The following is a 22,310-nucleotide window of genomic DNA, read 5'->3' on the forward strand; positions in this document are numbered from 1 at the left end:
GATATCTCCTATTTTCCCGCGATTCCGGGCTTCGCCTTCTTGACCGCGTCCACGACGCGCTGCAGTTCGGGGGTGGCCAGCTGGTAGCTGAATCGCGGTTCGCCGTTCCAGGCGCCGATCTGGTTCGCCCGGACCGCGGGCAGCTGGCGGAACGTGGGGAACTTCTGCTTCATCTGGTCGGCGGAAAGGGAGAACTTCCGCGAGTCCGCGAGGATCAGGTCCGCCGGGTACTTGTCCGCCCGTTCCCAGGAAAGCTGTTCGTAGAACTGATCGGCACCGCCAGCCCCGCCGAGCAGCTGCATGCCGAGCTGGGTGTAGTAGATGAGGTCGGAGTAGAACTTCGGGTTGGCCACGTACATGCCCTCGTTGTCCCCGTAGACGACCTCGACCCGCAGCCCCTGCTTCTCGCGCAGTGCCGAGCGCAGCTCCTCGCCGGTCTTCTCGAACTCCTCGCGCGCCTTCTTGATGCCCGCGAGGTCCGCGCCGAGCCGCTGGGCGAGGTTGCCGTAGGCCTCGATCACCTTGGGCTGCGGCTTCTTGGACTCCTGGATGGCCAGCACCGGGGCCAGTTTCTCGACCTTGTCCGCGAGCTGGTCCTTGAGGATCCAGCGATCGGCGGGTTTGTCCCCGGCCAGGCCGGTGATGACCAGATCGGGCTTGAGCGAGGCCACCTTCTCGATGTTGAAATCGTCGTAGCCGTTGCCGACACTGGTCACCTTGCCGAGGTCGATATTGCCCGCCTGCAGGGACTTTCCGCCGTCGTCATCGCGCTGTGGGCCGAACACGCCGACCGGGTGGATCCCGAAGTCCCACAGCGCGGCCGCGCAGCTGACGTACGCCACGATCCGTTTCGGCTGCCCGTCGCGGCGGATGTGCTTGCCGAGATCGTCGGTGTACTCCCAGTTCCCGCCCCCGGAGCCGGACTGCCCGCCACCGCAGGCCGCGAGTGCCGTGGCGGCACCTGCCCCGGCGACCGCGAGGAACCCTCGCCTTCCCATGCGCGTGTTCAGCACTGTCATTCCCTTCCTGTCCTGCGGCCGTTGTGTTCGGCCGATCCGGGGACCGGTTCGGCGGCGTCGTTGCCGAGTGCCACGACCCGGTTGGCTTCGTCCACGTGCACGATATTCGGCCGGTGTCCGGCGATCTCGTGCTCCTCGAGCTGGGCGAAACTCATGATGATCACCAAATCACCCGGGTGCACCAGATGCGCTGCCGCCCCGTTGATCCCGATGACCCCGCTGCCCGGCGGACCGGTGATCGCGTAGGTCTCCAGGCGCGCCCCGTTGGTGATGTCGACGACCTGCACGAGCTCGCCGTCCACGATCCCGGACGCGGCGAGCAGATCGGCGTCGATGGTCAGCGAGCCGACGTAGTGCAGATCAGCCTCGGTCACCGTGGCCCGGTGAATCTTGGCGTACAGCAGGGTTCTGCGCATCATTCCTCCATGGTGGACAGTCGAGCGGCGATCGCGGCCGGACTGGTGAGGGTGAACAGTTCGGCGATGGACAGGTGCGCGCCGAATTCCTCCGCGATCGCGGCACGCAGCCGGACGAGGGACATCGAATGCCCGCCGAGGGTGAAGAAGTCCTGCTCCGGACCGACCGTGGCGGTCTCCAGCACGGTGCCGAACAGCTCGCACAGCCGCCGCTCCACCGGGCCCTCCGGATCCCGGCCCGCGTCCTGCTCCGCGGGAACCGGAAGGGCACCGAGGTCGACCTTTCCGTTGCGGGTCAACGGGATCTGCTCGACCCGCACGATCGGGGAAGGCACCAGGTAACCGGGCAGCACCCCGAGCAGCGCCGCGCGGGGATCCTCGGGTTCCCCGACCACATAGCCGATCAGCCGCTCGCCGTGCACGGTGACCGCGGCATCCCGCACCCCGGGCACACCGCGCAGCGCGGCCGCGACCTCACCCGGTTCGATGCGGAACCCGCGGATCTTGACCTGGTCGTCCGCCCGGCCGAGGTAGCTCAACTGCCCTTCAGGGGTCCAGCGGGCCAGGTCACCGGTACGGTACATCCGCTCCCCCGCCGCGCCGAACGGGTCGGCGAGGAACCGCTCCGCGGTGAGCTCGCCGCGTCCGAGATAGCCGTGCGCGAGCCCGGAACCGGCGAGGTAGAGCTCGCCGGTCACTCCGGGCGGCACCGGGCGCAGTGCCGCATCCAGCACATAGGCCCGCGCCCCGGCGACCGGGCGACCGATCACCGGTCGTTCGCTGTGCCCGGCCTCGGCGACGAGCGCGTCCACGGTCGCCTCGGTCGGCCCGTACAGGTTGTAGGCCGCGGTCTCGCGCAGCCCGCGCAGCCGCTCCCACAACCCCGAGGAGACCGCCTCCCCGCCGATACCGACCGCGGTCAGCTCACCGTCGGCGAGCCCGAGCAGGTCCAGCTGGGACGGGGTCAGCTCGATGAAGTCGAGCCCACGTTCCCGGATCGCCGCGGCGAGCAGTTCCGGGTCCCGCCTGGTGTCCTCGGCGAGCACGTGCACCTCATTGCCGTCGAACAGCCACAACTGGGGCTGCCAGGAGGCGTCGAAGGCGAACGGCCAGGCGTGCCCGACCCGCAGGTTCCGCCCGGCGCGTTCCCTCGCGGGCCGGTGCAGGGTCTCCCGGTGGCTGTGGAACAGGTTCGCCAGCGCCGAATGCGGGATCACCACGCCCTTCGGGGTCCCGGTCGATCCGGAGGTGTAGAGCACATAGGCCGGATCCCCGGGACGCGGTGCCCGAACGAGCGCGTCCGGCCGGTCCGGCCCGTCGAGCTCGATGCGGGGCACATCCCCGGGAAGGGCCGCGCTCCCGTCGGTGAGCACCAGGACCGGCCGGGCCTCCGCGAACACCTGCGCGGTGCGGGCCAGCGGTTGCCCCGGATCGACCGGCAGATAGGCCGCACCGGAGGCGAACACCCCGAGGATGGCCTCGTACACCCGGGCGGACCGGGAAAGGGCAAGCGCCACAACGGTTCCCGACTGTGCCCCGGCCGCGGCGAGCCGCCGGGACAACCGGGCGACCCGGTCCTCGAGTGCGGCGAAGCTCAGCGTCTCGTGGTCATCGGAGAGCGCGTTCGCCTCCGGAGCACGGCGCACCGCCTCGGTGAACAGTTCGGCCGCCGTCGTGACCGGGCCCGGGGCGGCGCCCGTTCCCCAGTCCAGCACCCGGGCGCGCTCCTCGGGCAGCAGCACCTCGAGTTCGCGTACCGGGCGGTGCGGATCGGCGAGCACTCCGCGCAGCACGGCGAGGAACCGGGTCGCGAGCCGTTCGACGCTTGGTTCGTCGAACAGGTCCGCGCTGTACTCGATCTCGCCCTCGATCCCCGCGCCGCCGGAGAACTCGACCAGATCGAAGGACAGGTCGAATTTCGCCGCCCGCGCACCGGGATCGGCCCAATCCGCGTCGAAGCCGAGCAGCCGCTCCCGTTCCCGGGAACCGTGGTAGACCGCGAGCATGACCCCGAACAGCGGATGCCTGGCCAGTGACCGCGGCGGGTTGAGTAGTTCCACGAGCCGTTCGAAGGGCAGGTCGGCGTTCGCGTAGGCGGCGAGGTCGGTCTCCCGGACGCGCGCGAGCAGTTCGGCGAAACTCGGCGCCCCGGACAGATCCGTGCGCAGTACGAGAGTGTTCACGAAGAACCCGGCCAGTTCGTCCAGTGCGTGCTCGGTGCGCCCGGCGATCGGGGTGCCGATCGGGATGTCCGCGCCCGCCCCGGTCCGGTGCAGCAGCGTGGCAAGCGCCGCGTGCAGCACCATGAACACGCTGGTGTTCGATTCGGCGGCGAGGGCGCGGAGTCCCGCGTGCACCTCGGCGGGCACGGAGAACCGGACCAGTCCGCCGCCTCCGCTGGAGCGCACCGGGCGCGGCCGGTCGGCAGGCAGTTCGAGCTCGACCGGGGCACCGGCGAGGGCCGCGCGCCAGTAGTCCGCCTGCCGCCGCATGGTCTGTTCGTCGAGCTGTTCCCGCTGCCAGAGCGTGTAATCCACGTACTGCACGGGCAACGGTGTCCATTCCGGACTCGTGTCCTCGAGCCGGGCCCGGTAGGCGGATTCGAGATCGCGGCGCAACGGGGGAAGCGACCAGCCGTCCGCGGCGATGTGGTGCGCGGCCAGCAGCAGCACGCTCTCCCCGCCGAGCCGGAAAACCCAGGCACGCAACGGAATCTCCGCCTCGATCGCGAAGCAGTACCCCGCGGCCTCGGCGAGCAGCGCGGGCAGTTCCGCCGGTGCGCAGTCCCGCGCCTCGAGCCCTACCGTGGCGCGCGGATCCTCCTGATCGAGCACGTGCTGGTACGGCGTGCCGCCCTCGTCGAGGATCAGCGTGCGCAGCGCCTCGTGCCGGGTGAGCAGATCGTCCAGTGCCCGTCCGAGCGCGGTCTCGTCCGGTCGCCCGGCCAGCCGCCAGCTCCACGCGATGGTGTAGGTGGAGCTGGGCCCGGAGAGCCGGTCGAGGAACCACAGTCGCTGCTGGGCGAAGGAGAGCGGGATCCGTTCCGGGCGCTGCCTTCTGGTCAGCGCCCCGGTCGCGACCCGGCTGCGCCCGATGTGTTCGGCGAGCCGCTCCGGGCTCGGCGCGTCGAACACCGCGCGCAGCCCGATGTCCGCGCCGAACATCGCCCGGATCCGGCTCACCAGCCGGGTGGCGAGCAGCGAGTGCCCGCCGAGGGTGAAGAAGTTGTCCTCCGCGCCGATCCGGTCGGTGCCGAGCACATCCGCGAACAGTTCGCGCAGTGCCGTGACCACGGGGGAATCCGGCCGGTCCAGGCTCGCCGGCGCGGGCACCGGGAGCGCGGCCACATCGAGTTTCCCGTTCGCTCCCAAGGGAAGCGTGGCGAGCGCGAGGATCGCGTCCGGGACGAGCGCAGCCTGCAGGTGCTCGGCGAGGAACCGGCCGAGCCCCTGGGTGTCCACGGTTTCCGGGGTCACGTAACCGATCAGCCGGTCCCCGTCGGCGCGCACCGCGCAGGAGCGCACCTCCGGATACCGTTCGATGGCCGCGGTGACCTCGCCCGGTTCGATCCGCACCCCGCGCACCTTGAGCTGATCGTCGGCGCGGCCGAGGTGTTCGAGCACCCCGTCCCGTCCCCTGCGGACCACATCCCCGGTGCGGTACAAGCGCTCCCCGTTCCCGAACGGGTTCGCCACGAACCGTTCCGCGGTCCGCGCGGGCATACCGGAATAGCCGCGCGCGAGACCGGGCCCGGACAGGTAGAGCTCCCCCCGCACCCCGTCGGGCACCGGGCGCAGCGCCGCGTCGAGCACATAGGCGCCGGTGTTCGCGATCGGGCTGCCGATGCGCGCGTCCGCGTCCAGCACCGGATGCGCGAGGCTGTCCCCGGCGAGCTCGGAGCAGCCGTACAGGTTCACCAGCCGCGCGTGCGGCAGCGTCCGGGCGAACCGGGCGGCCAGCGCCGGACTCAGCGGTTCCCCGCTGGTCACCCAGTCGGTGACGGTGGCGAGCGCGCCTTCCGGTGCGGTGTCCAGCAGCGTGGCGAGCAGGCTCGGCACCACGGTGAGCGCGCGGATCTCCTCCCGCTCGGCGAGCTCGGCGAGCGCGAGCGGATCGGCGGCCTGCGCGTCTTCGGCGAGCACCAGCGGATCACCGGAGGCGAGCGCACCGAGCAGTTCGGTCGAGCCGTCGATGAAGGTGAGCGCGCTTTTCGCCAGCCGGGGCCCGATCGGGCGGGCCAGGGCGGCGAGCCGGTTCGCGAGCGCCCGCTGGGTTCCGGCGACCGGTTTCGGTACCCCGGTCGAGCCGGAGGTGAACAGCACATAGCCGAGCTGATCCGGATGCACCGGGTTCGCGGCCTCCGGTCCGCGTTCGTCCGGGTGCACGCGGGTGATTCCGGTGTCCGCGAACAGTTCCGGATCCTGGGTCACCAGGGTCCGCGCGCCCGTGCTCGCCAGCATCTCCTCGCTGCGCCGCCGCGGCTGATTGAGGTCCAGCGGCAGATAGGCGGCACCGAGGCGCAGCACGCCGAGCAGCGCGATCACCAGTTGCGCGGATCGCGGAAGGGCAAGTGCGACAACGGTTTCCGGTCCCGCTCCGTGGTGGCGCAGCACCCCGGCGAAGGCCGCGGCCGCCGCGTCGAGTTCGGCGTAGCTCCAGTCCTGCCCGCTCGCGCGCAGCGCGGTCGCCTCCGGCCGGGCGCGCACCTGCTCGGCGAACAGTTCGGCGACGCTGCCCGGGACCGGGGTGACCGGGGCCGGGGCGGTGAGCCGGGCCCGTTCCGGCGCGCCGAGCAGTTCGTGTTCGGTGATGCGTGCCCGCGGATCCCTGGTGACCGCGTCCAGCAGGGTGCGCAGCCGCGCGAGGAGATCGCGCACGGTCGATTCCTCGAACACCTCGGTGTTGAACTCCGCGTCCACCCGGATGCCGTCCTGTGCCCCGACGAACAGCACCAGATCGGCGCGCGCCGTCCCGGTGTGCACCTCGACCTCGCTCGATTCGAGCCCGGGCAGGCCCGCGGCGACCGCGGAGGTGTCCTGCCAGGCGAGCATGGTCTGGAACAGCGGATGGTAGGCCAGCGAGCGTGCCGGGTTCAGTTCCTCGACCAGCCGCTCGAACGGGACATCCTGATTTGCGTACGCCTCGAGGCCGTCCTCCCGGACCCGCGCGAGGAGTTCGATGAAGCTCGGATCTCCGGACAGGTCGGTGCGCAGCACGAGGGTGTTCACGAAGAAGCCGACGAGCCCTTCGAGCGCGGGTTCGGTGCGCCCGGCGATCGCGGTGCCGATCGGGATGTCGGTGCCCGCGCCGAGCCGGTGCAGCAGCGCGGCGAGCGCGGCGTGCACCACCATGAACAGGCTCGCCCCGTGCTGTTGCGCGAGCAGTTCCGCGGACTCGCGCAGCACCTGCGGGTAGTACACGGTGAACGAGGAACCACGGTAGGCGCTCACCGGCGGATGCGGGCGATCGGTGGGCAACTCGATGCGCTCGGGCAAGCCGGCGAGCCGCTCCCGCCAGTAGCCGAGCTGCGCGGGGAACACCGCATCGGCGAGCTGTTCCCGTTGCCAGAGCGTGTAATCCGCGTACTGCACGGACAACGGTGTCCATTGTGGATCCAGTCCGGCCCGGCGCGCCCGGTAGGCATCCGCCAGATCCGTCCACAGTGGACCCATGGACCAGCCGTCGCCCGCGATGTGGTGCAGCACGAGCACGAGAACGTGTTCCCGTTCGGCCACCCGCAGCACATGGGCGCGGACCGGGAGCTCTTCCTCGATGGCGAAGGGCACCCGCACGAGCTCGTCCACCTGCTCTTCGAGCTCCCCTGCGGGGCGCACATCGAGCACCGGCTCGGCCTCGGTCAGGATCCGCTGCCACGGAACGCCGTCCTGTGCCGGGAACACGGTGCGCAGTGCCTCGTGGCGGTCGAGCACATCGGCCAGCGCACCGCGCAGCGCGGTCAGGTCCAGCTCACCGCGCAGCCGCATGGCCAGCGGCATGTTGTAGGTCGCCGAGGCCCCTTCGAGTTGGTAAAGGAACCACAACCGTTGCTGGGCATAGGAAAGCGGCAGCTGCTCCGGACGCTCGGGAACCGCGTGCAGCACGGGCCGCTCCCCGGATTCCGGTGCGGGCTCCGCGGGGAGCAGTTCGGCGAGTTCGGCGACCGTCGGTGCCTCGAACACCGCGCGGATCGCGATCGGGGCGCCCAGCGCCTCGCGGATCCGGCCGACGAGCCGGGTGGCGAGCAGCGAATGGCCGCCGAGTTCGAAGAAGTTCTCGTCCGCGCCGACCCGGTCCATGCCGAGTACCTCGGCGAAGATCGCGCACAGCGCCTCTTCGGCGGGGGTCCGTGGCTCCCGCCCCGCGCTTTCCCGCTGCGGTTCGGGAAGGGCGGCGCGGTCGATCTTCCCGCTGGGCAACAAGGGGAACCGGTCGAGAACCAGGAATGCCGATGGCACCAGGTAATCGGGCAGCCGCGCGGCGGTGTGTTCGCGCAGCGCGGCCAGCAGCGCCCCGGTATCGCTGCCCCCGGAGGGCGTATTGCTCACCGCACCGGACACCTCGATCCGCCGGTACACCGCCTCCGGGCGTGGTTCCGCGTCGAACACCACGTCCAGGGTGTCCACCTCAGCGGGCGCGAAGAACACCCGGTATCCGGCCCGTTCCCCGATCCGCACGTACTCCTCGGGATCGGTTTCCGGCGCTGCGGTACCGAGCAGTTCGCGGGCGCGGTCGAGGTCTCCCTCGGCCAGCGCGGTCTCGGCGCGCCGTTCCGCGGCCAGCCTGCCGTTCGGCACACCGCGCAGCCGGGCCCGCCGCGGATACGCCTCGGCCAGCTCCGCGGTCCCGGTCAGTTCCGTCTCCTCGGGCGGGTTCTCGTGTTCCCCCTTGTGCAGCACCACGTCGTAGCGGTGCCTGGTCAGTTCATTGTGGAACACGCCGCGTTTGGCGAGCACGGTGAACCGGCCGAGCGAACCGGAATTCTCGGTGAACCGCGCGAAGAACTCCGGATCGAGCACCAGTTCGCTTTCCCCGGAGAGTCCGCGCTCCGCGGCGGCGAGCACATCCGCGGCGGTGTCCCCCGTCTCGGCGCGGTGCAGCGCGATCGCGGTGCGGAAGGTGGGCAGGGTGCGCAGATTCCGGATGTCGCCGAGGAAGATCCGCCCCTCGGGGGCCAGGAATTCCAGTGCGTTGCCGAGCACCTGCTCCAGGTAGCTCGCGCTCGGGAAGTACTGCGCGACCGAGTTGATCACGACCGTGTCGAAGTAGCCGCGCGGCATCCCGGAAAGGTCGTGCGCGGCGCGCGCGGCCAGTTCGACCTTCGCGTCCAGCTCGGGGCGCTGCGCGAGCGAGGCACGCAGGTTCGCCACCGCACGCTCGGAAAGGTCGACGCCCCAATAGGATTCGCAGTCCGGGGCGATCATGGACAGGATCAGCCCGGAACCCACGCCGATCTCGAGCACCCGGCGCGGTCGCAGCGAACGGATCCGCTCGATGGTCGCCGCGTGCCATTCGCGCATCTGCTCGAGCGGAATGGGATCACCGTCGTAGCTGGAGTTCCATCCGGCGAAGTTCTCTTCCATGCCACCGGATTCGGCATCGGCGAACACCAGCTCGTGCAGCTCCTGCCATTCGCCGACGAGTTCGGTGTCCTCGGCGCCCTTGCCCTCGGCGGGGACGACGTAGCCGGTGAGCCTGCCGTCCTCGGCGGTGACCACGGCGGAGGCGATGTCCGGGTGTTCGGTGAGCACCGTCTCGATCTCGCCCGGTTCGACCCGGAATCCGCGCACCTTCACCTGTTCGTCCGCGCGGCCGAGGAAGACCAGCCTGCCGTCCGCGGTCCAGCGCACCACGTCCCCGGTGCGGTACATCCGGTTGCCCGGCGCGCCGAACGGGTCGGCGAGGAAGCGTTCCGCGGTCAGGTCCGCGCGCCGGTGATAGCCGCGGGCCAGCCCGAGGCCACCGAGATACAGTTCGCCCGCGATTCCGGGCGGGACGGGACGCAGTTCGGCGTCGAGTACATAGGCCCGCGCTCCGGGATCGGGCACCCCGATCGGCACCACGGAGGCCTCGGCGAGCTCGGCCGGATCGCAGAGCCCGAGGGTGGAGTTGACGGTGGCCTCGGTCGGGCCGTAGGCGTTGAACATCCGCCGTCCGTGCGCCCAGCGCTGCACCAGCCGCGGCGAGATGCGCTCGGTTCCGGCCAGCAGCACCGAGTTCTCCGGCAGCGTGCACTCCTTCGGCAGCGCGTCGAGCAGCGCGGGCGGCAGGATCATCATGTCCGTGCGGTGTTCGAGCGCGAACTCGGTCAGTTCCGGTCCGGCGACCCGCCGCCACGCGGGCACGGTGACCAGCCGGCCACCGGAGCACAGGGCGAGCACCAGATCCCAGAAGGCCACGTCGAAACTCGGCGAGGCGAACTGCAGTACCCGGGTCTCCGGGCCGAGGCCGAACCGCTCGGTCTGGGTGGCGACCAGTTTCGCGACCCCGGAATGGGTCAGCAGCACGCCCTTCGGTCTGCCGGTGGAACCGGATGTGTAGATCAGGTAGGCGAGGTTGTCCACCCGCAGCGGGGCCTTCCGGTCCACATCGGACACCGGTTCCGGCGAGGCGGCGGCGCGTGCCGCGATCAGTTCCGGACCGTCGAGCACCAGGAACGGCGCGGCATCCGGGAGTCCGGCGGCGAGCTCGCTGGTGGTGAGCACGGCGAGCGGGGCCCCGTCGGTGAGCAGCAGCCGCAGCCGTTCGGCCGGATAGTCGGTGTCCACCGGCAGATAGGCCGCACCCGCGGTGAGCACGGCGAGCTGGGCGATGGTGAGCTCCGCGGTGCGCGGCAGCGCGATCGCGACCACGGTCTCCGGTCCGGCCCCGCGGTCGATGAGCACCCGCGCGAGCCGGTTCACCGCGGCGGAGAGCTCGGCGTAGCTGTGCTCGCCGTCTTCCGTGACAAGAGCGACCGCGTCCGGGCGGGCGCGCACCTGTTCGGCGAACAGCTCGGGAAGGGTGCGTTCGGTGATCCGTTCGTCCGCCCCCGTCCAGCGGTGCACCGCCGCTCGTTCGCTCGCGGTGAGCAGATCGATGCCCCCGATGCGGATGTCCGGATCCGCGACGGCGGCGCGCAGCACGCTGCCCAGCCGGGCCACGATCAGTTCCACGGTGGAGCGCTCGAACACATCGGTGTTGTATTCGACGACCAGTTCGACGCCTTCGCTGGCATAGACCGAGATCGACAGGTCGAACTTGGATGCCCCGGTCGTGACGAGCTCGTGCCCGGTCTCCAGTCCGGCGAACTCCGCCTGCGCGCGGGTGTTGTTCTGCCCGGCGAGCATCACCTGGAACAGCGGGTGATACGCCGGGGAGCGCTTCGGGTTGAGCTCCTCGACCAGCCGTTCGAAGGGCAGGTCCTGGTTGGCGTACGCATCCAGGTTCCGTTCCCGCACCTGGCCGAGTAGCTCGCGGAAGGTGGGGTTTCCGGAGGTGTCCACCCGCAGCACCAGGGTGTTCACGAAGAACCCGACGAGCTCGTCGAGCGCGGCATCGGTGCGCCCGGCGATCGGCGAACCGATCGGGATGTCGGTGCCCGCGCCGAGCCGGGTCAGCAACGCGGCGAGACCCGCGTGCACCACCATGAACACGCTCGCCCCTGACTCGTTCGCCAGCGCGGTGAGCCCGTCGTGCAGACGCGCGTCCCAGTCGTGGGTGAACAGCTCACCGCGGAACGAGGCGCGCGCGGGATGCGCACGGTCGGTGGGCAGCGCGATCCGGTCCGGGATCCCGCTCAGTGCCCGGCGCCAGTGTTCCAGCTGGCGGTGCCCCTCGCTCTCCGGATCCGCGAGGTCCCCGAGCAGTTCCCGTTGCCACAGCGCGTAATCCACGTACTGCACCGGGAGCGGGGACCAGTCCGGGGCGGCACCGGATCGGCGCGCCGAATAGGCCTCGGCGAGATCGCGCCACAGCGGGGCCATCGACCACCCGTCCGAGACGATGTGGTGGAACAGCAGCACCAGCACGTGTTCCCGGGGCCCGCGGCGCAGCAGCGTGAAGCGCATCGGCAGTTCGGTGCCGAGTTCGAACGGTTCGCGCACCAGCTCGCGCAGCGTCTCGGCCAGTCGCCAGTCCTCGGCCTCCTGGATGTGCAGGGGAACCTCGGCGTGGTCGAGCACTCGCTGCCACGGAGTCCCGTCCTCGGTCTCGAACACGGTGCGCAGCACCTCGTGGCGGTCGAGCACATCCGCGAGCGCCGCACGCAGCGCGGCCACGTCGAGTTCCCCGCTCAGCCGCAGCACGAGCGGGACCGAGTAGGTCGCCGAGGGGCCTTCGTACCGTTGCAGGAACCACAATCGCAGCTGGGCGAAGGACAGCGGCGGATGCCCGGGACGCGCCACCTCGCGCACCGCCGGTCGCTGTGCCGCGGGACGCTCGCCGTCGAGCAGCGCGGCCAGCCCGGCGATGCTCGGGTTCGCGAACACGGTGCGCAGTTCGATGTTCGCCCCACCACCGCGGCGCAGCCTGGCCACGAGCCGGGTGGCGAGCAGCGAATGCCCGCCGAGGGCGAAGAAGTCGTCGTCCACGCCGACCGAGTCCAGCCCGAGCAGTTCGGTGAACAGGCCGTGCAGCAGCCATTCCTGCTCGGTTACCGGTTCCCGGCCGGATACGGTGATCTCCGGGGCGGGCAGCGCGGCCTTGTCCAGCTTCCCGTTCGCGGTGACCGGGAACCTCTCCAGGGCGACGATCGCCGCGGGCACCATGTAGGCGGGCAGCGATTCGGCGAGGAATCCGCGCAGTGCCTCGGGATCGGTGTCCCGCTCCGGAACCACGTAGCCGATCAGCCGCTCCGCGCGCGGCACCACGACCGCCTGTGCCACATCCGGATGCCCGGCGAGACGGCTCGCGATCTCCCCCGGTTCGATCCGCTGGCCGCGCAGTTTGATCTGGTCGTCGCTGCGGCCGAGGTATTCCAGGGCACCGTCGGTGCGGCGGCGCACCACATCCCCGGTCCGGTACATCCGCTGCCCCGGCAGGTTCGGATCGGCGAGGAACCGTTCCGCGGTGAGCCCGGCGCGGCGCAGATAACCGCGCGCCAGCTGGGCACCGGCCAGGTACAGCTCACCGGCCACCCCGCTGGGCACCGGGCGCAGCCGCTCGTCGAGCACATAGGTCCTGGTGTTCCACACCGGATGGCCGATCGGCACACTCGGCTGCCCGGGCACACAGGCCCAGGCGGTGACATCCACGGCGGCCTCGGTCGGTCCGTACAGGTTGTGCAGACCCGCTTCCGGCAGCCGCGCGAGGAAAGCCTCGGCGAGTTCGACCGGCAGCGCCTCACCGGAGCAGAACACCAGGCGCAGGGTGTCCAGCCCGGCCGGGTCCGCGGCGAGGAATTCCCGCAGCATGGAGGGAACGAAGTGGGTGACGGTCACCCCGGCCTCGTCGATGAGCTGCGCGAGGTAGTCGGGATCGCCGTGCCGACCGTCCTCGGCGAGCACCTCCACCGCCCCGTTCGCGAGTGGCAGCAGCAGTTCCCACACCGAGACGTCGAAGGTGGCCGGGGTTTTCTGCAGCACCCGGTCGGCAGGAGTGAGCCGGTACTCGTGCTGCATCCACTCCAGGCGGTTCACGATGGCCCCGTGCGAGACCACGACTCCCTTGGGCCGCCCCGTGGAACCCGAGGTGTAGATGACGTAGGCGGGATGCTCGGAGCGCAGTCCGGTCTCCGGTGGGGTAGCCGGGAACCGGGCCAGTTCCGGTTCGATGGCGGCCAGTTCCGCTTGGTCGAGTACGCACACCGGATCGGCCTCGGCGAGCACCGATTCGGTGCGCTCACCCGGATGTCGCGGGTCCAGCGGCAGATACGCCGCGCCCGCCTTGAGCACGGCGAGGATCGCGAACACCAGTTCCGGTGACCGGGGCAGCGCGAGTGCCACGACCTTCTCCGGCCCCGCACCGCGCTCGACGAGCAGCCGGGCGAGCCGGTTGGTGTACTCGTGCAGTTCGGTGTAGCGGTACTCGCGCGCACCGTGCCGCAGCGCCACCGAATCGGATATCCCTTGCGCGGCAAGCAGTTCCGGCAGGGTTCCGTGCTCGATTCGCTGTGTGGCACCGGTTTCGGCGGTGGCCAGTGCGGCGCGCGCGCCCGCGTCCAGCAGTTCCAGTTCCCCGATGCGGGTTTCCGGTTCCGCGCACACGGCGGCCAGCAGATCGTGCAGCCGCCGCACGATCAGCTCCACGCTGGAGCGGTCGAACACGTCGGTGTTGAATTCGACGAGCCCGCGCAGCCCGCCGTCCCCGGGTTCCGAGATGGAGATCCACAGGTCGAACTTCGCCGTACTGGTGGAAGCGGTGAGCTCCGTGGTCTCCAGCCCGGGAATCGACACGCCCGCATCCGGGGTGTTCTGCCAGGCGAGCATCACCTGGAACAGCGGGTGGTGCGCGAGACTGCGGGTCGGGTTCAGTTCCTCGACCAGCCGCTCGAACGGAACTTCCTGATGCGCGAAGGCATCAAGGTCCCGTTCGCGCACCCGGTCCAGTAGCTCGGTGAACCGCGGGTCCCCGGATGTGTCGGCGCGCAGCACGAGGGTGTTCACGAAGAAGCCGACCAGACCGTCCAGGGCCACATCGCCACGCCCGGCGACCGGGGAACCGATCGGGATGTCGGTGCCCGCACCGAGCCGGGTCAGCAGCGCGGCGAAGGCGGCGTGTACGACCATGAACACGCTCGCCGAGCGGGCGCGGGCGAGTTCGGTGAGCGCGGTGTGCAGGCGAGCGTCCCAGTCGAAGGTGAACAGCTCGCCCGCATAACTGGCATGCGCGGGATGCGGGCGGTCCAGCGGCAGTTCGATGCGATCCGGAAGCCCGGAGAGCGCGGCACGCCAGTAGTCCAACTGGGCCGCGGCCATGGTGTCCGGCTCGCTCGCGGCGCCGAGCAGTTCGCGCTGCCAGAGCGTGTAGTCCACGTACTGCACCGGAAGCAGTCCCCACGCCGGCGGGGAGCCGGCCAGCCGCGCGGTGTACGCGGTCGCGAGGTCGTGCCACAGCGGGCCGAGCGACCAGCCGTCGGTGGCGATGTGGTGGAACACCAGCACGAGCACGTGCTCGGTTTCGCCGCGGTGCAACAGGACGCCGCGGAACGGGATCGCCGCGGCGAGGTCGAACCGGGTCCGCACGATCTCGTCGATCGCGGGCTGTACCTCATCCGCGACCACCGAGCGCTCTTCGAGTTCGATACCGGCCTCGCCCACCACCCGCTGGAACGCGGCCCCGTCCTCCTCGGCGAACACGGTGCGCAGCGCCTCGTGCCTGGCGAACAGGTCACCGAGCGCCGACTGCAGCGCGGCGTGGTCCACCGCCCCGGAAAGGCGCATCACGAGCGGCACATTGTAGGTCGGCGAGGGGCCCTCGAGCTTGTGCAGGAACCACAACCGTTGCTGGGCATAGGAAAGCGGCGGCCGTGCCGGGCGGACCGGGGAGCGGCGCAACGCCCGGCGCACCTGTCCGCCGCGGGCGCGCGCCTGCTCGGCGAGCCCGGCGACGGTCGGTTCCTCGAACACGGTGCGGATGTCGAGCTCCACCGCGGCGTTCGCGCGCGCCCGCATGATCAGCCGGGTGGCGAGCAGCGAATGCCCGCCGAGCGCGAAGAAGTCCTCGTCGATGCCGACCTCGTCCAGGCCGAGCACCTCGGCCATGGCCGCGCACAGCGCACGTTCCAGGTCATCGCGCGGGCCGCGGCCGGTTCCGCTGCGCCGCCGCGGTTCGGGCAGCGCAGCGTAGTCGATCTTTCCGCTGCGCAGCACCGGAAGTTCGGGAAGCGGCACTACCGAGGAAGGCACCATGAAGGCGGGCAGTTTGCCCTTCGCGTACTCGCGCAGCGCGGCCTCCTGGGGCCGGCCGCCTTGCGCGGCAACGACATAGGCCGCCAGATAGGTGCCACCGCGCCGGTCCTCGCGCGCCTGCACCACGACCCGGTCGATCTCCGGGTGCTCGGCGAACACCGACTCGACCTCGCCCGGTTCCACCCGGAAACCGCGGATCTTGATCTGTTTGTCCGTCCTGCCGAGGAAATCCAGCCGCCCGTCCGGCAGCCACCGCACCACGTCTCCGGTGCGGTACATGCGCTCCCCCGGCGCGCCGAACGGGTCGGCGAGGAACCGTTCCGCGGACAGTGCGCTGCGCCGCAGGTAACCGCGCGCCAGCCCGCTGCCCGAGAGATAGAGCTCCCCGGGAACTCCGGCGGGCACCGGGCGCAGCCGCGCATCGAGCACATAGGCACGGGTGCCCGGGTCCGGATGACCGATCGGCACGAGCTCGGCGCCGGGCGCGCATTCCCCGAGGGTGGAGTTCACGGTCGCCTCGGTGGGCCCATAAGCGTTGAACATCCGCTGGCTGCCCGCGTACCGGGCGACCAGTTCCGGGGCGACCCGCTCGGTACCGGCGAGCAGGGTCGCGCCCTCGGGCAGCGTGCAGTCCGGCGGCAGCGCGGCGAGCAGCGCGGGCGGGAGGATCAGGAAATTGGCCGCGTGCCGGGCCGCGTACTCGGTCAGTTCCGGACCGGCGACCCTGCGGTGCTCGGGAACCACGATGAGCGTGCCGCCGGAACCGAGGCCCAGGCACAGGTCCCAGAAGGCCACGTCGAAACTCGGGGAGGCGAACTGCAGCACCCGGGAGTGCGTGCCGACCCCGAACCGTTCCTGTTGGGTGGCAAGGAGTTTCGCCACCCCGGAGTGGGTGACGACCACGCCCTTGGGACGCCCCGTCGTCCCGGAGGTGTAGATCAGGTAGGCGGCGTTGTCCGGGGTGATCGCCCGGCTCGGCGCGGTGGTCGGCGCGGCCTCCAGTTCGGCGCGCACCTGCGGCGATTCCAGTTCGAGTACCGGGACATCCGCGGTGCCCGCGAGGGCCCCGCTTCCGGTGAGCACGCAGGCGGGGGTGGCATCGGCGAGCAGATATGCCACCCGGTCCGCGGGATAGGCCACGTCGACCGGCAGATACGCCGCCCCGGCCTTGAGCACCGCGAGCTCGGCGATGATCAGCTCGGCCGAACGGGGCAGCGCGATCGCGACCGCGTCCTCCTCGCCGACCCCTCGCGCGCGCAACAGGTGCGCGAGCGCGTTCGCCCGCGCGTCGAGTTCCACATAGGACAGTTCTTCGTCTTCGAAGATCAGCGCGGTGGCCGTGCCGCGCTCGGCGACCCGGCGCTCGAACAGGTCCGGCAGCGTGACCGGCGGGATCCGGCACTCGGTGTCGTTCCAGGTCTCCAGCACCCGGATGCGCTCGGCAGCGGAGAGCAGCGGGAGTTCGTCCACCCGGGTGCGCGGTTGCGCCCGGGCCCCGGCGAGCAGCCGCTCCAGATGGTCCAGCGGGGCCGCGAGATCGGTTCCGGGCAGCGGGGCCGCGCGGTACTCCAGGCCGACCCGGTCACCGTCCACTCGGAACACGAAGTCCAGATCACGTTGGGTGGCAAGGGAGAACTCGATCCCGCGCAGCCGCTCGGTCAGTTCGGCGAAGCTCACCGAACCCGGCACCTCGAACTCGCGCGCACCGTCGAGCAGCACCTCGCCCGCGGCCGCGTAGTGCGAGAGCAGCGCGAGAATCCCGGCGCGCACATCCGTTCCCGGCAGGGTCCGCTGCGCACTCCCCGCCTCGGTCGCCTCGGTCATCGGCCGCCCGCCTTCGCCGGTTCCCGGGAAAGGGCCGCGAGCAGCGAGTCGCGGATCTCCCCCACCCGCACGGCGGTGTTGGACAGCAGCGAGGAGGTGATCCCGTGCGTGTGCTCGGTTCCACCCTGCAGGTACAGCCCGGCGCGCATCCGGGGCGCGGTGCGCAGCCGGTAGTCCCGCTCCACCCGGAGCCGGTCCTGCTCATCACGGGCGCAGTAGGGCTCGAGTTCCCCGAGCAGCGGGCTCGGATCCGCGGGCCGGTACCCGGTCGCGTACACTACCGCGTCCGCCTCCAGTTCGGTGTGTTCCCCGCTGACCAGGGAACGGATCGTGACCCGCACCCCGTCCTCGGTCTCGCGCACCCCTTGCGCCTCGGCGAGATTGCACACCCGCAGCCGTTGCTTGCCGAGCACCCGCTCCTGGTACATCCGCCGGTAGAGGTCCTCGATCAGCTCCAGGTCGACCGCCGAGTAGTTGGTGTTCCCGTGGTAGTCCAGCAGCCGGTTCTTCACCGCCTCCGGAGCCTCGTAGAAGGCGTCCACCGCGTCCGGGTCGAAGATCCGGTTCGCGAACGGGCTGTCGTCCGAGGGGCTGTAGCCGTAGCGGGCGAACACCGCGCACACCTCGGCCCCGGGGAACTGGTCGTGCAGATACGCGGTGACCTCGGCCCCGCTCTGCCCGGCGCCGATCACCACGAACCGCTTCGGCTCGGTGCCCGCGAGCGATTCGACCCGCCCGCGCAGATCGCGGTTGTGCCAGACCCGCGCGGACTCGGTGATCCCGTTCGGCAGGTTCGGCACCAGACCGGTCCCGAACACCACGTGGCGCGCCCGGTAACTGCCCGCATCGGTGTGCACTTCGACACACCGGACATCCTCGCCGTCCCGGATCACCGAAAGCCCGGTGACGGACGTGTCATAACTCACCATTCCGGGCAATTTGGCGGCGCACCATTCCAGATAGTCGTGAAATTCGACGCGCAACGGAAACAGGGTTTTGTGATTGATGAAATCGACGAGGCGTCCATTGTCGTGCAAGTAATTGAGGAAACTGAATTCACTCGTCGGGCGACGCATGGTCACCAGATCCTTGAGGAAGGAGACCTGCATCGTCGCGTCTTCCAGGAGCATCCCGCGATGCCAGCCGAATCGCGGCTGGCGCTCCAGAAAACGCGCTGTCACCGGAGAGTCGCTGTCCTCGTTGTGTTCGGAGAGCGCGATCGCGAGGGCCAGATTCGAGGGCCCGAACCCGATCCCGAGGACGTCGTATGTCACCGGTTCACCCGCCCCGGCCCTCACCCCATTGGTCGTGCCGTCGCGGAGATCATCCCGAGTGATTCCCTGTGTCATGCCCGTCCTCGCGTCGTGTGTCGTTCCGGTGGCATTTTTAGGGAACCCTAACTTAGGTTAGCCTGTGTTCGCCAGATGGGTGTGAGCTAACGAAGGAGACAGAATGCGCGTCGCTATGTTCGGTTACCAGACCTGGGGGCACCGGACGTTGTCCGCTCTGCTGGGCTCGGAGCACGAGGTGGTGCTCGTGGTGACCCATCCGCGCAGCGAACACGCGTACGAGAAGATCTGGTCCGACTCGGTCGCCGAACTCGCCGAGGAACACCAGGTCCCGGTGCACATCGCGCAGCGGCCGACGGAGGAGACCGTGCAGGCGCTGCGGGACGCGGCCCCGGACATCATCGTGGCGAACAACTGGCGGACCTGGATCCCGCGGGAGATCTTCGACCTGCCCCCGCGCGGCACGCTGAACGTGCACGACTCGCTGCTTCCCGCCTACGCGGGCTTCGCCCCGCTGGTCTGGGCGCTGATCAACGGCGAACCCGAGGTCGGGGTGACCGCGCACATGATGAACGAGGAACTGGACGCGGGCGATGTCGTGCTGCAGCGCTCGGTCGCGGTCGGCCCCCGGGACACCGCCTCGGATCTGGTGCTCAAGACCGTCGACCTGATCGGGCCGATCGTGGTGGACGCGCTCGCCCAGATCGAGGCAGGAACCGCCGTGCTCACCCCGCAGGACCGCAGCAAGGCCAGCTTCTTCCACAAGCGCGCGGTGCGGGACTCGCGCATCGACTGGACCTGGCCCGCCGAGGACCTCGACCGGCTGGTGCGCGCCCAGGCCGACCCCTACCCGAACGCGTTCACCACGCACAACGGGGCCACGCTGCGCATCACCGAGGCCGAGGTCTCCACCGCGCACTACGGCGGCACCCCCGGCCGGGTTTTCGTCCGCGAGGGCGAGGGCATCGTGATCGTGGCGGGCCCGCAGGCGCGCTCCGGGCACTCACCGGGGCTGAAGCTGCTGCGGGTGCGCACCGAGGACGGCACCGAGCACGCCGCGGTGGACTACTTCAAGCGAATGGGCGACTACCTCGGCGACTGAGCCGCCAGTCGCATTGGCTTTTCACCGCCCAGTCGACCAGCACCACGGGACCCGCCAAGCACCTCAGGCGGCCGTCTCCCGATTCTCCTGCTCGGCGAACTGGGTGCGGTAGAGGTCGGCGTAGTGCCCACCCAGTGCCAGTAGGTCTTCGTGGGTGCCACGCTCCACGATCCGGCCCTGGTCGAGGACCAGGATCTGGTCGGCCTGGCGCACCGTGGCCAGCCGGTGCGCGATCACCAGGGAGGTGCGCCCGGCGAGCGCGGTGGCCAGCGCGTTCTGCACGGCCACCTCGGATTCGGAGTCCAGGTGCGCGGTGGCCTCGTCGAGCACCACGATCTCCGGTTTCTTGAGCAGCAGCCGGGCGATCGCGATGCGCTGTTTCTCGCCACCGGAGAGGCGGTAGCCACGGTCGCCGACGAGGGTGTCCAGCCCTTCGGGCAGTGCCTCGAGCAGTCCGCTCAGGTGGGCGGCACGCATTGCCTCGCGCAGTTCCTCGTCGGTGGCCGATGGCCGGGCGTAACGCAGGTTGGCCCCGATGGTGTCGTGGAACAGGTGCGCCTCCTGGGTGACCACGCCGAGCCGGTCGTACAGCGAGGAGAGCCGCAGTTCGCGCACATCGTGGCCGCCGATGCGCACGGTCCCCGAATCGGCGTCGTAGAGGCGCGCGGCGAGCTGGATGGTGGTGGTCTTGCCCGCGCCCGAGGAGCCGACGAGCGCGACCATCTCCCCGGGCCGCGCGGTGAAGCTGAGCCCGTGCAGCACGCGCTGTTTGCGGGTGCGCTCGCCGGTGGCGACCGCTTCGAGCGAGGCGAGTGAGACCTCGTCGGCGCTCGGGTAGGAGAAGGTGACGTCCTCGAACTCCACGCTCGCCTCGCCCGCGCCGAGTTCCACCGGCCGCTCCGGCTCGCTGATCATCGGCTTCAGGTCCAGCACCTCGAACACCCGGTCGAAGCTGACCAGCGCGGTCATCACGTCGACGTGCACATTGGACAGTGCGGTCAGCGGGCCGTAGAGGCGGGCCAGCAGCGTGGTGATCGCGACCAGGGTGCCGAGCTGGAAGCTGCCCGCGATCACCAGTGAGCCGCCGAGCCCGTAGGTGATGGCGGTGGCCAGCGCGACGATCATGGTCAGCAGCGCGAAGAACCCGGTGGAGTACATCGCCGAGCCGATGCCCAGATCGCGCACCGCACCCGCCTTCGCGGTGAACGCGCGGGTCTCCTCGGCGGGGCGGCCGTAGAGCTTGGCGAGCATGGCACCGGAGACGTTGAACCGCTCGGTCATCATCGAGCTCATCTCCGCGTCCCGGCGCATCTGCTCGCGTGCCACGGCGGAGAGCTTGCGGCCGAACCACTTCGCCGGGAGCACGAACAGCGGCAGCAGTACCAGCGCGACCAGGGTGACCTGCCAGGACAGCACCAGCATCGTGGTCAGCACGATCACCAGGCTCAGCGCGTTGGACACGATGGCCGACAGGGTCCCGGTCAGTGCCCGCTGCGCGCCGATCACATCGGAGTTCAGCCGGGAGACCAGCGCCCCGGTCTGGGTGCGCACGAAGAAGGCCACCGGCATCCGCTGCACGTGGTCGAACACCTCGGCGCGCAGGTCGTAGATCAGCCCCTCGCCCAGCCGCGCGGAGAACCACCGTTCGGCGAACTGTAAACCGGCGTTGACGATCGCGATCGCCGCTGCGGCCCCGGCGAGCCAGAGGATCACGTCATAGCGGCGTGGCACGATCCCCTCGTCGATGATCGCCTTGAGCAGCAGCGGGGTGACCACCCCGAGCGCCGAGCCCAGCGCGACGAGCAGCAGGAACAGCAGGACCGTCCGCTTGTAGCGCGCGGCGTAGCCGAGCACCCTGCGCAGCGTTCCCTTGGACAAGCGTTGCCTGGTCACCGATTTGTCCCTGGAAAAGGACTGCATCGTCTGCCAGCTCGAGACTTCGGACATGCCTCGAGTATGAAACCTCGAGTAATGTAGAGGTCAACCCCGCTCGGCGGATGTGCGGATCGTGAGGCCGGTCTCGTCCTCGCTCACCGTCAGTTCCGCACGCAGGCTCCACAGCTCGGCGAGGGTGCCGAGGTGGGTGCCGCCGCAGGGCACGCTCGCGGTGCCGTTCGGGAGCTCGCACTCCCAGGTGCGCAGGTCGGTCAGCAGCGGGCCCTCGCTGCGCACCGCGACCTTGGCCGCGGACGCGCACCATTCGGCCAGCTTCTCGTTGACCGCCTGCTCGATCCCGGGCGCGTCCGCGGCGAGCTCACCCGCCGTGAATCCCTTCTTGCGCAGGGATTTCCCGATGCGGTACTCGTCGATGCTGCCGCCTTCGAGGATGCGGGAGCGCACCATGGCCAGCGAGTCGAAGTCCGGGCTGCCGAGCGAATCGGCGCGCACCTCCTTGCGCCAGCGGTCGGCGAGTGCGGCGTTGAGCGCGAAGGCGAGCAGGTGGCAGCCGGTGTGCCCGGCCGAGAGCGCGGCACGGTATCCGGCGTCCACGAGCAGGTCCACCTCGCTGCCGACCTCGGGCGGCTCGCCTTCCACCACGTGCGCGACGTGCCAGGACCACTCCGGGTCTCCCCTGCGCGCCGGGATGTCCTCGCCGAGGAACACCCCTTGCCCGTCCCCGGCCGCGGTCACCGTGTCCACGACGGTCAGCCCGCCGAGGGTTCCGGTGTCCCCCGGCTGGTCCGGCCAGGTGTGGTCCACCGGATGAAACGGCGTGCTGTCGGTGAGCACGGCGAACCGGCCTGCCTCGAGCTCGTGCACGGCGAGCACACGCGCGCTGCCGCGCGACCCGCCATCGGGGAAATCGATCTTCGTGGTGGGTAGCAAGCTGGGGA

General features: G+C 70.4%; 7 protein-coding genes. 1 reads left to right on the top strand and 6 read right to left on the bottom strand.

Features of this window, described 5'->3' with window-relative positions; translation table 11 throughout:
- Nucleotides 1-8: 8 nt before the first annotated feature.
- The 4 genes from AD72_RS08680 to AD72_RS08695 are packed head-to-tail and all read right to left on the bottom strand — an operon-like array spanning nt 9 to nt 18,434.
- Nucleotides 9-1,019, bottom strand: coding sequence for an ABC transporter substrate-binding protein (locus tag AD72_RS08680; protein WP_031465909.1), 1,011 nt, complete (start codon nt 1,017-1,019; stop codon nt 9-11).
- Nucleotides 1,016-1,435, bottom strand: coding sequence for an aspartate 1-decarboxylase (gene panD / locus AD72_RS08685; RefSeq protein ID WP_031465910.1), 420 nt, complete (start codon nt 1,433-1,435; stop codon nt 1,016-1,018). Before panD ends, AD72_RS08680 begins: the two co-directional genes overlap by 4 nt.
- On the bottom strand, nt 1,435-17,085 hold the full coding sequence (locus AD72_RS08690; RefSeq protein WP_037345186.1) for a non-ribosomal peptide synthetase: 15,651 nt from the start codon (nt 17,083-17,085) through the stop codon (nt 1,435-1,437). The genes panD and AD72_RS08690 overlap by 1 nt, the downstream gene beginning before the upstream one ends.
- Complete coding sequence (locus AD72_RS08695; RefSeq protein ID WP_156365093.1) at nt 17,082-18,434, bottom strand: lysine N(6)-hydroxylase/L-ornithine N(5)-oxygenase family protein; 1,353 nt, start codon at nt 18,432-18,434, stop codon at nt 17,082-17,084. Before AD72_RS08695 ends, AD72_RS08690 begins: the two co-directional genes overlap by 4 nt.
- Before the next feature lie 103 nt (nt 18,435-18,537).
- Here AD72_RS08695 and AD72_RS08700 point away from each other — a divergent pair, with 103 nt between their 5' ends.
- Nucleotides 18,538-19,476: a methionyl-tRNA formyltransferase gene (locus tag AD72_RS08700; protein WP_031465913.1), complete on the top strand. Its 939-nt coding sequence runs from the start codon at nt 18,538-18,540 to the stop codon at nt 19,474-19,476.
- Nucleotides 19,477-19,539: 63 nt separating this feature from the next.
- Here the strand turns inward: AD72_RS08700 and AD72_RS08705 are convergent, their stop codons facing one another.
- Together AD72_RS08705 and AD72_RS08710 are read right to left on the bottom strand one after the other, a co-directional pair.
- Entirely contained in the window at nt 19,540-21,423 is a 1,884-nt protein-coding gene (locus tag AD72_RS08705; protein ID WP_031465914.1) for an ABC transporter ATP-binding protein, read from the bottom strand.
- A gap of 33 nt (nt 21,424-21,456) precedes the next feature.
- The gene (locus AD72_RS08710; RefSeq protein WP_031465915.1) at nt 21,457-22,302 is read right to left on the bottom strand and encodes an alanyl-tRNA editing protein; all 846 of its coding nucleotides are present in this window, start codon (nt 22,300-22,302) and stop codon (nt 21,457-21,459) included.
- Nucleotides 22,303-22,310: the final 8 nt, after the last annotated feature.

It is taken from the genome of Sciscionella sediminilitoris (genome assembly GCF_000737195.2).
Classification (GTDB): Bacteria; Actinomycetota; Actinomycetes; order Mycobacteriales; family Pseudonocardiaceae; genus Sciscionella; species Sciscionella sediminilitoris.

Excerpts from the sequence above, each read along its gene's own strand:
- AD72_RS08680 (WP_031465909.1), bottom strand. The coding sequence starts at position 1,019 with ATGACAGTGCTGAACACGCGCATGGGAAGGCGAGGGTTCCTCGCGGTC.
- panD (WP_031465910.1), bottom strand. The coding sequence starts at position 1,435 with ATGCGCAGAACCCTGCTGTACGCCAAGATTCACCGGGCCACGGTGACC.
- AD72_RS08690 (WP_037345186.1), bottom strand. The coding sequence starts at position 17,085 with ATGACCGAGGCGACCGAGGCGGGGAGTGCGCAGCGGACCCTGCCGGGA.
- AD72_RS08695 (WP_156365093.1), bottom strand. The coding sequence starts at position 18,434 with ATGACACAGGGAATCACTCGGGATGATCTCCGCGACGGCACGACCAAT.
- AD72_RS08700 (WP_031465913.1), top strand. The coding sequence starts at position 18,538 with ATGCGCGTCGCTATGTTCGGTTACCAGACCTGGGGGCACCGGACGTTG.
- AD72_RS08705 (WP_031465914.1), bottom strand. The coding sequence starts at position 21,423 with ATGTCCGAAGTCTCGAGCTGGCAGACGATGCAGTCCTTTTCCAGGGAC.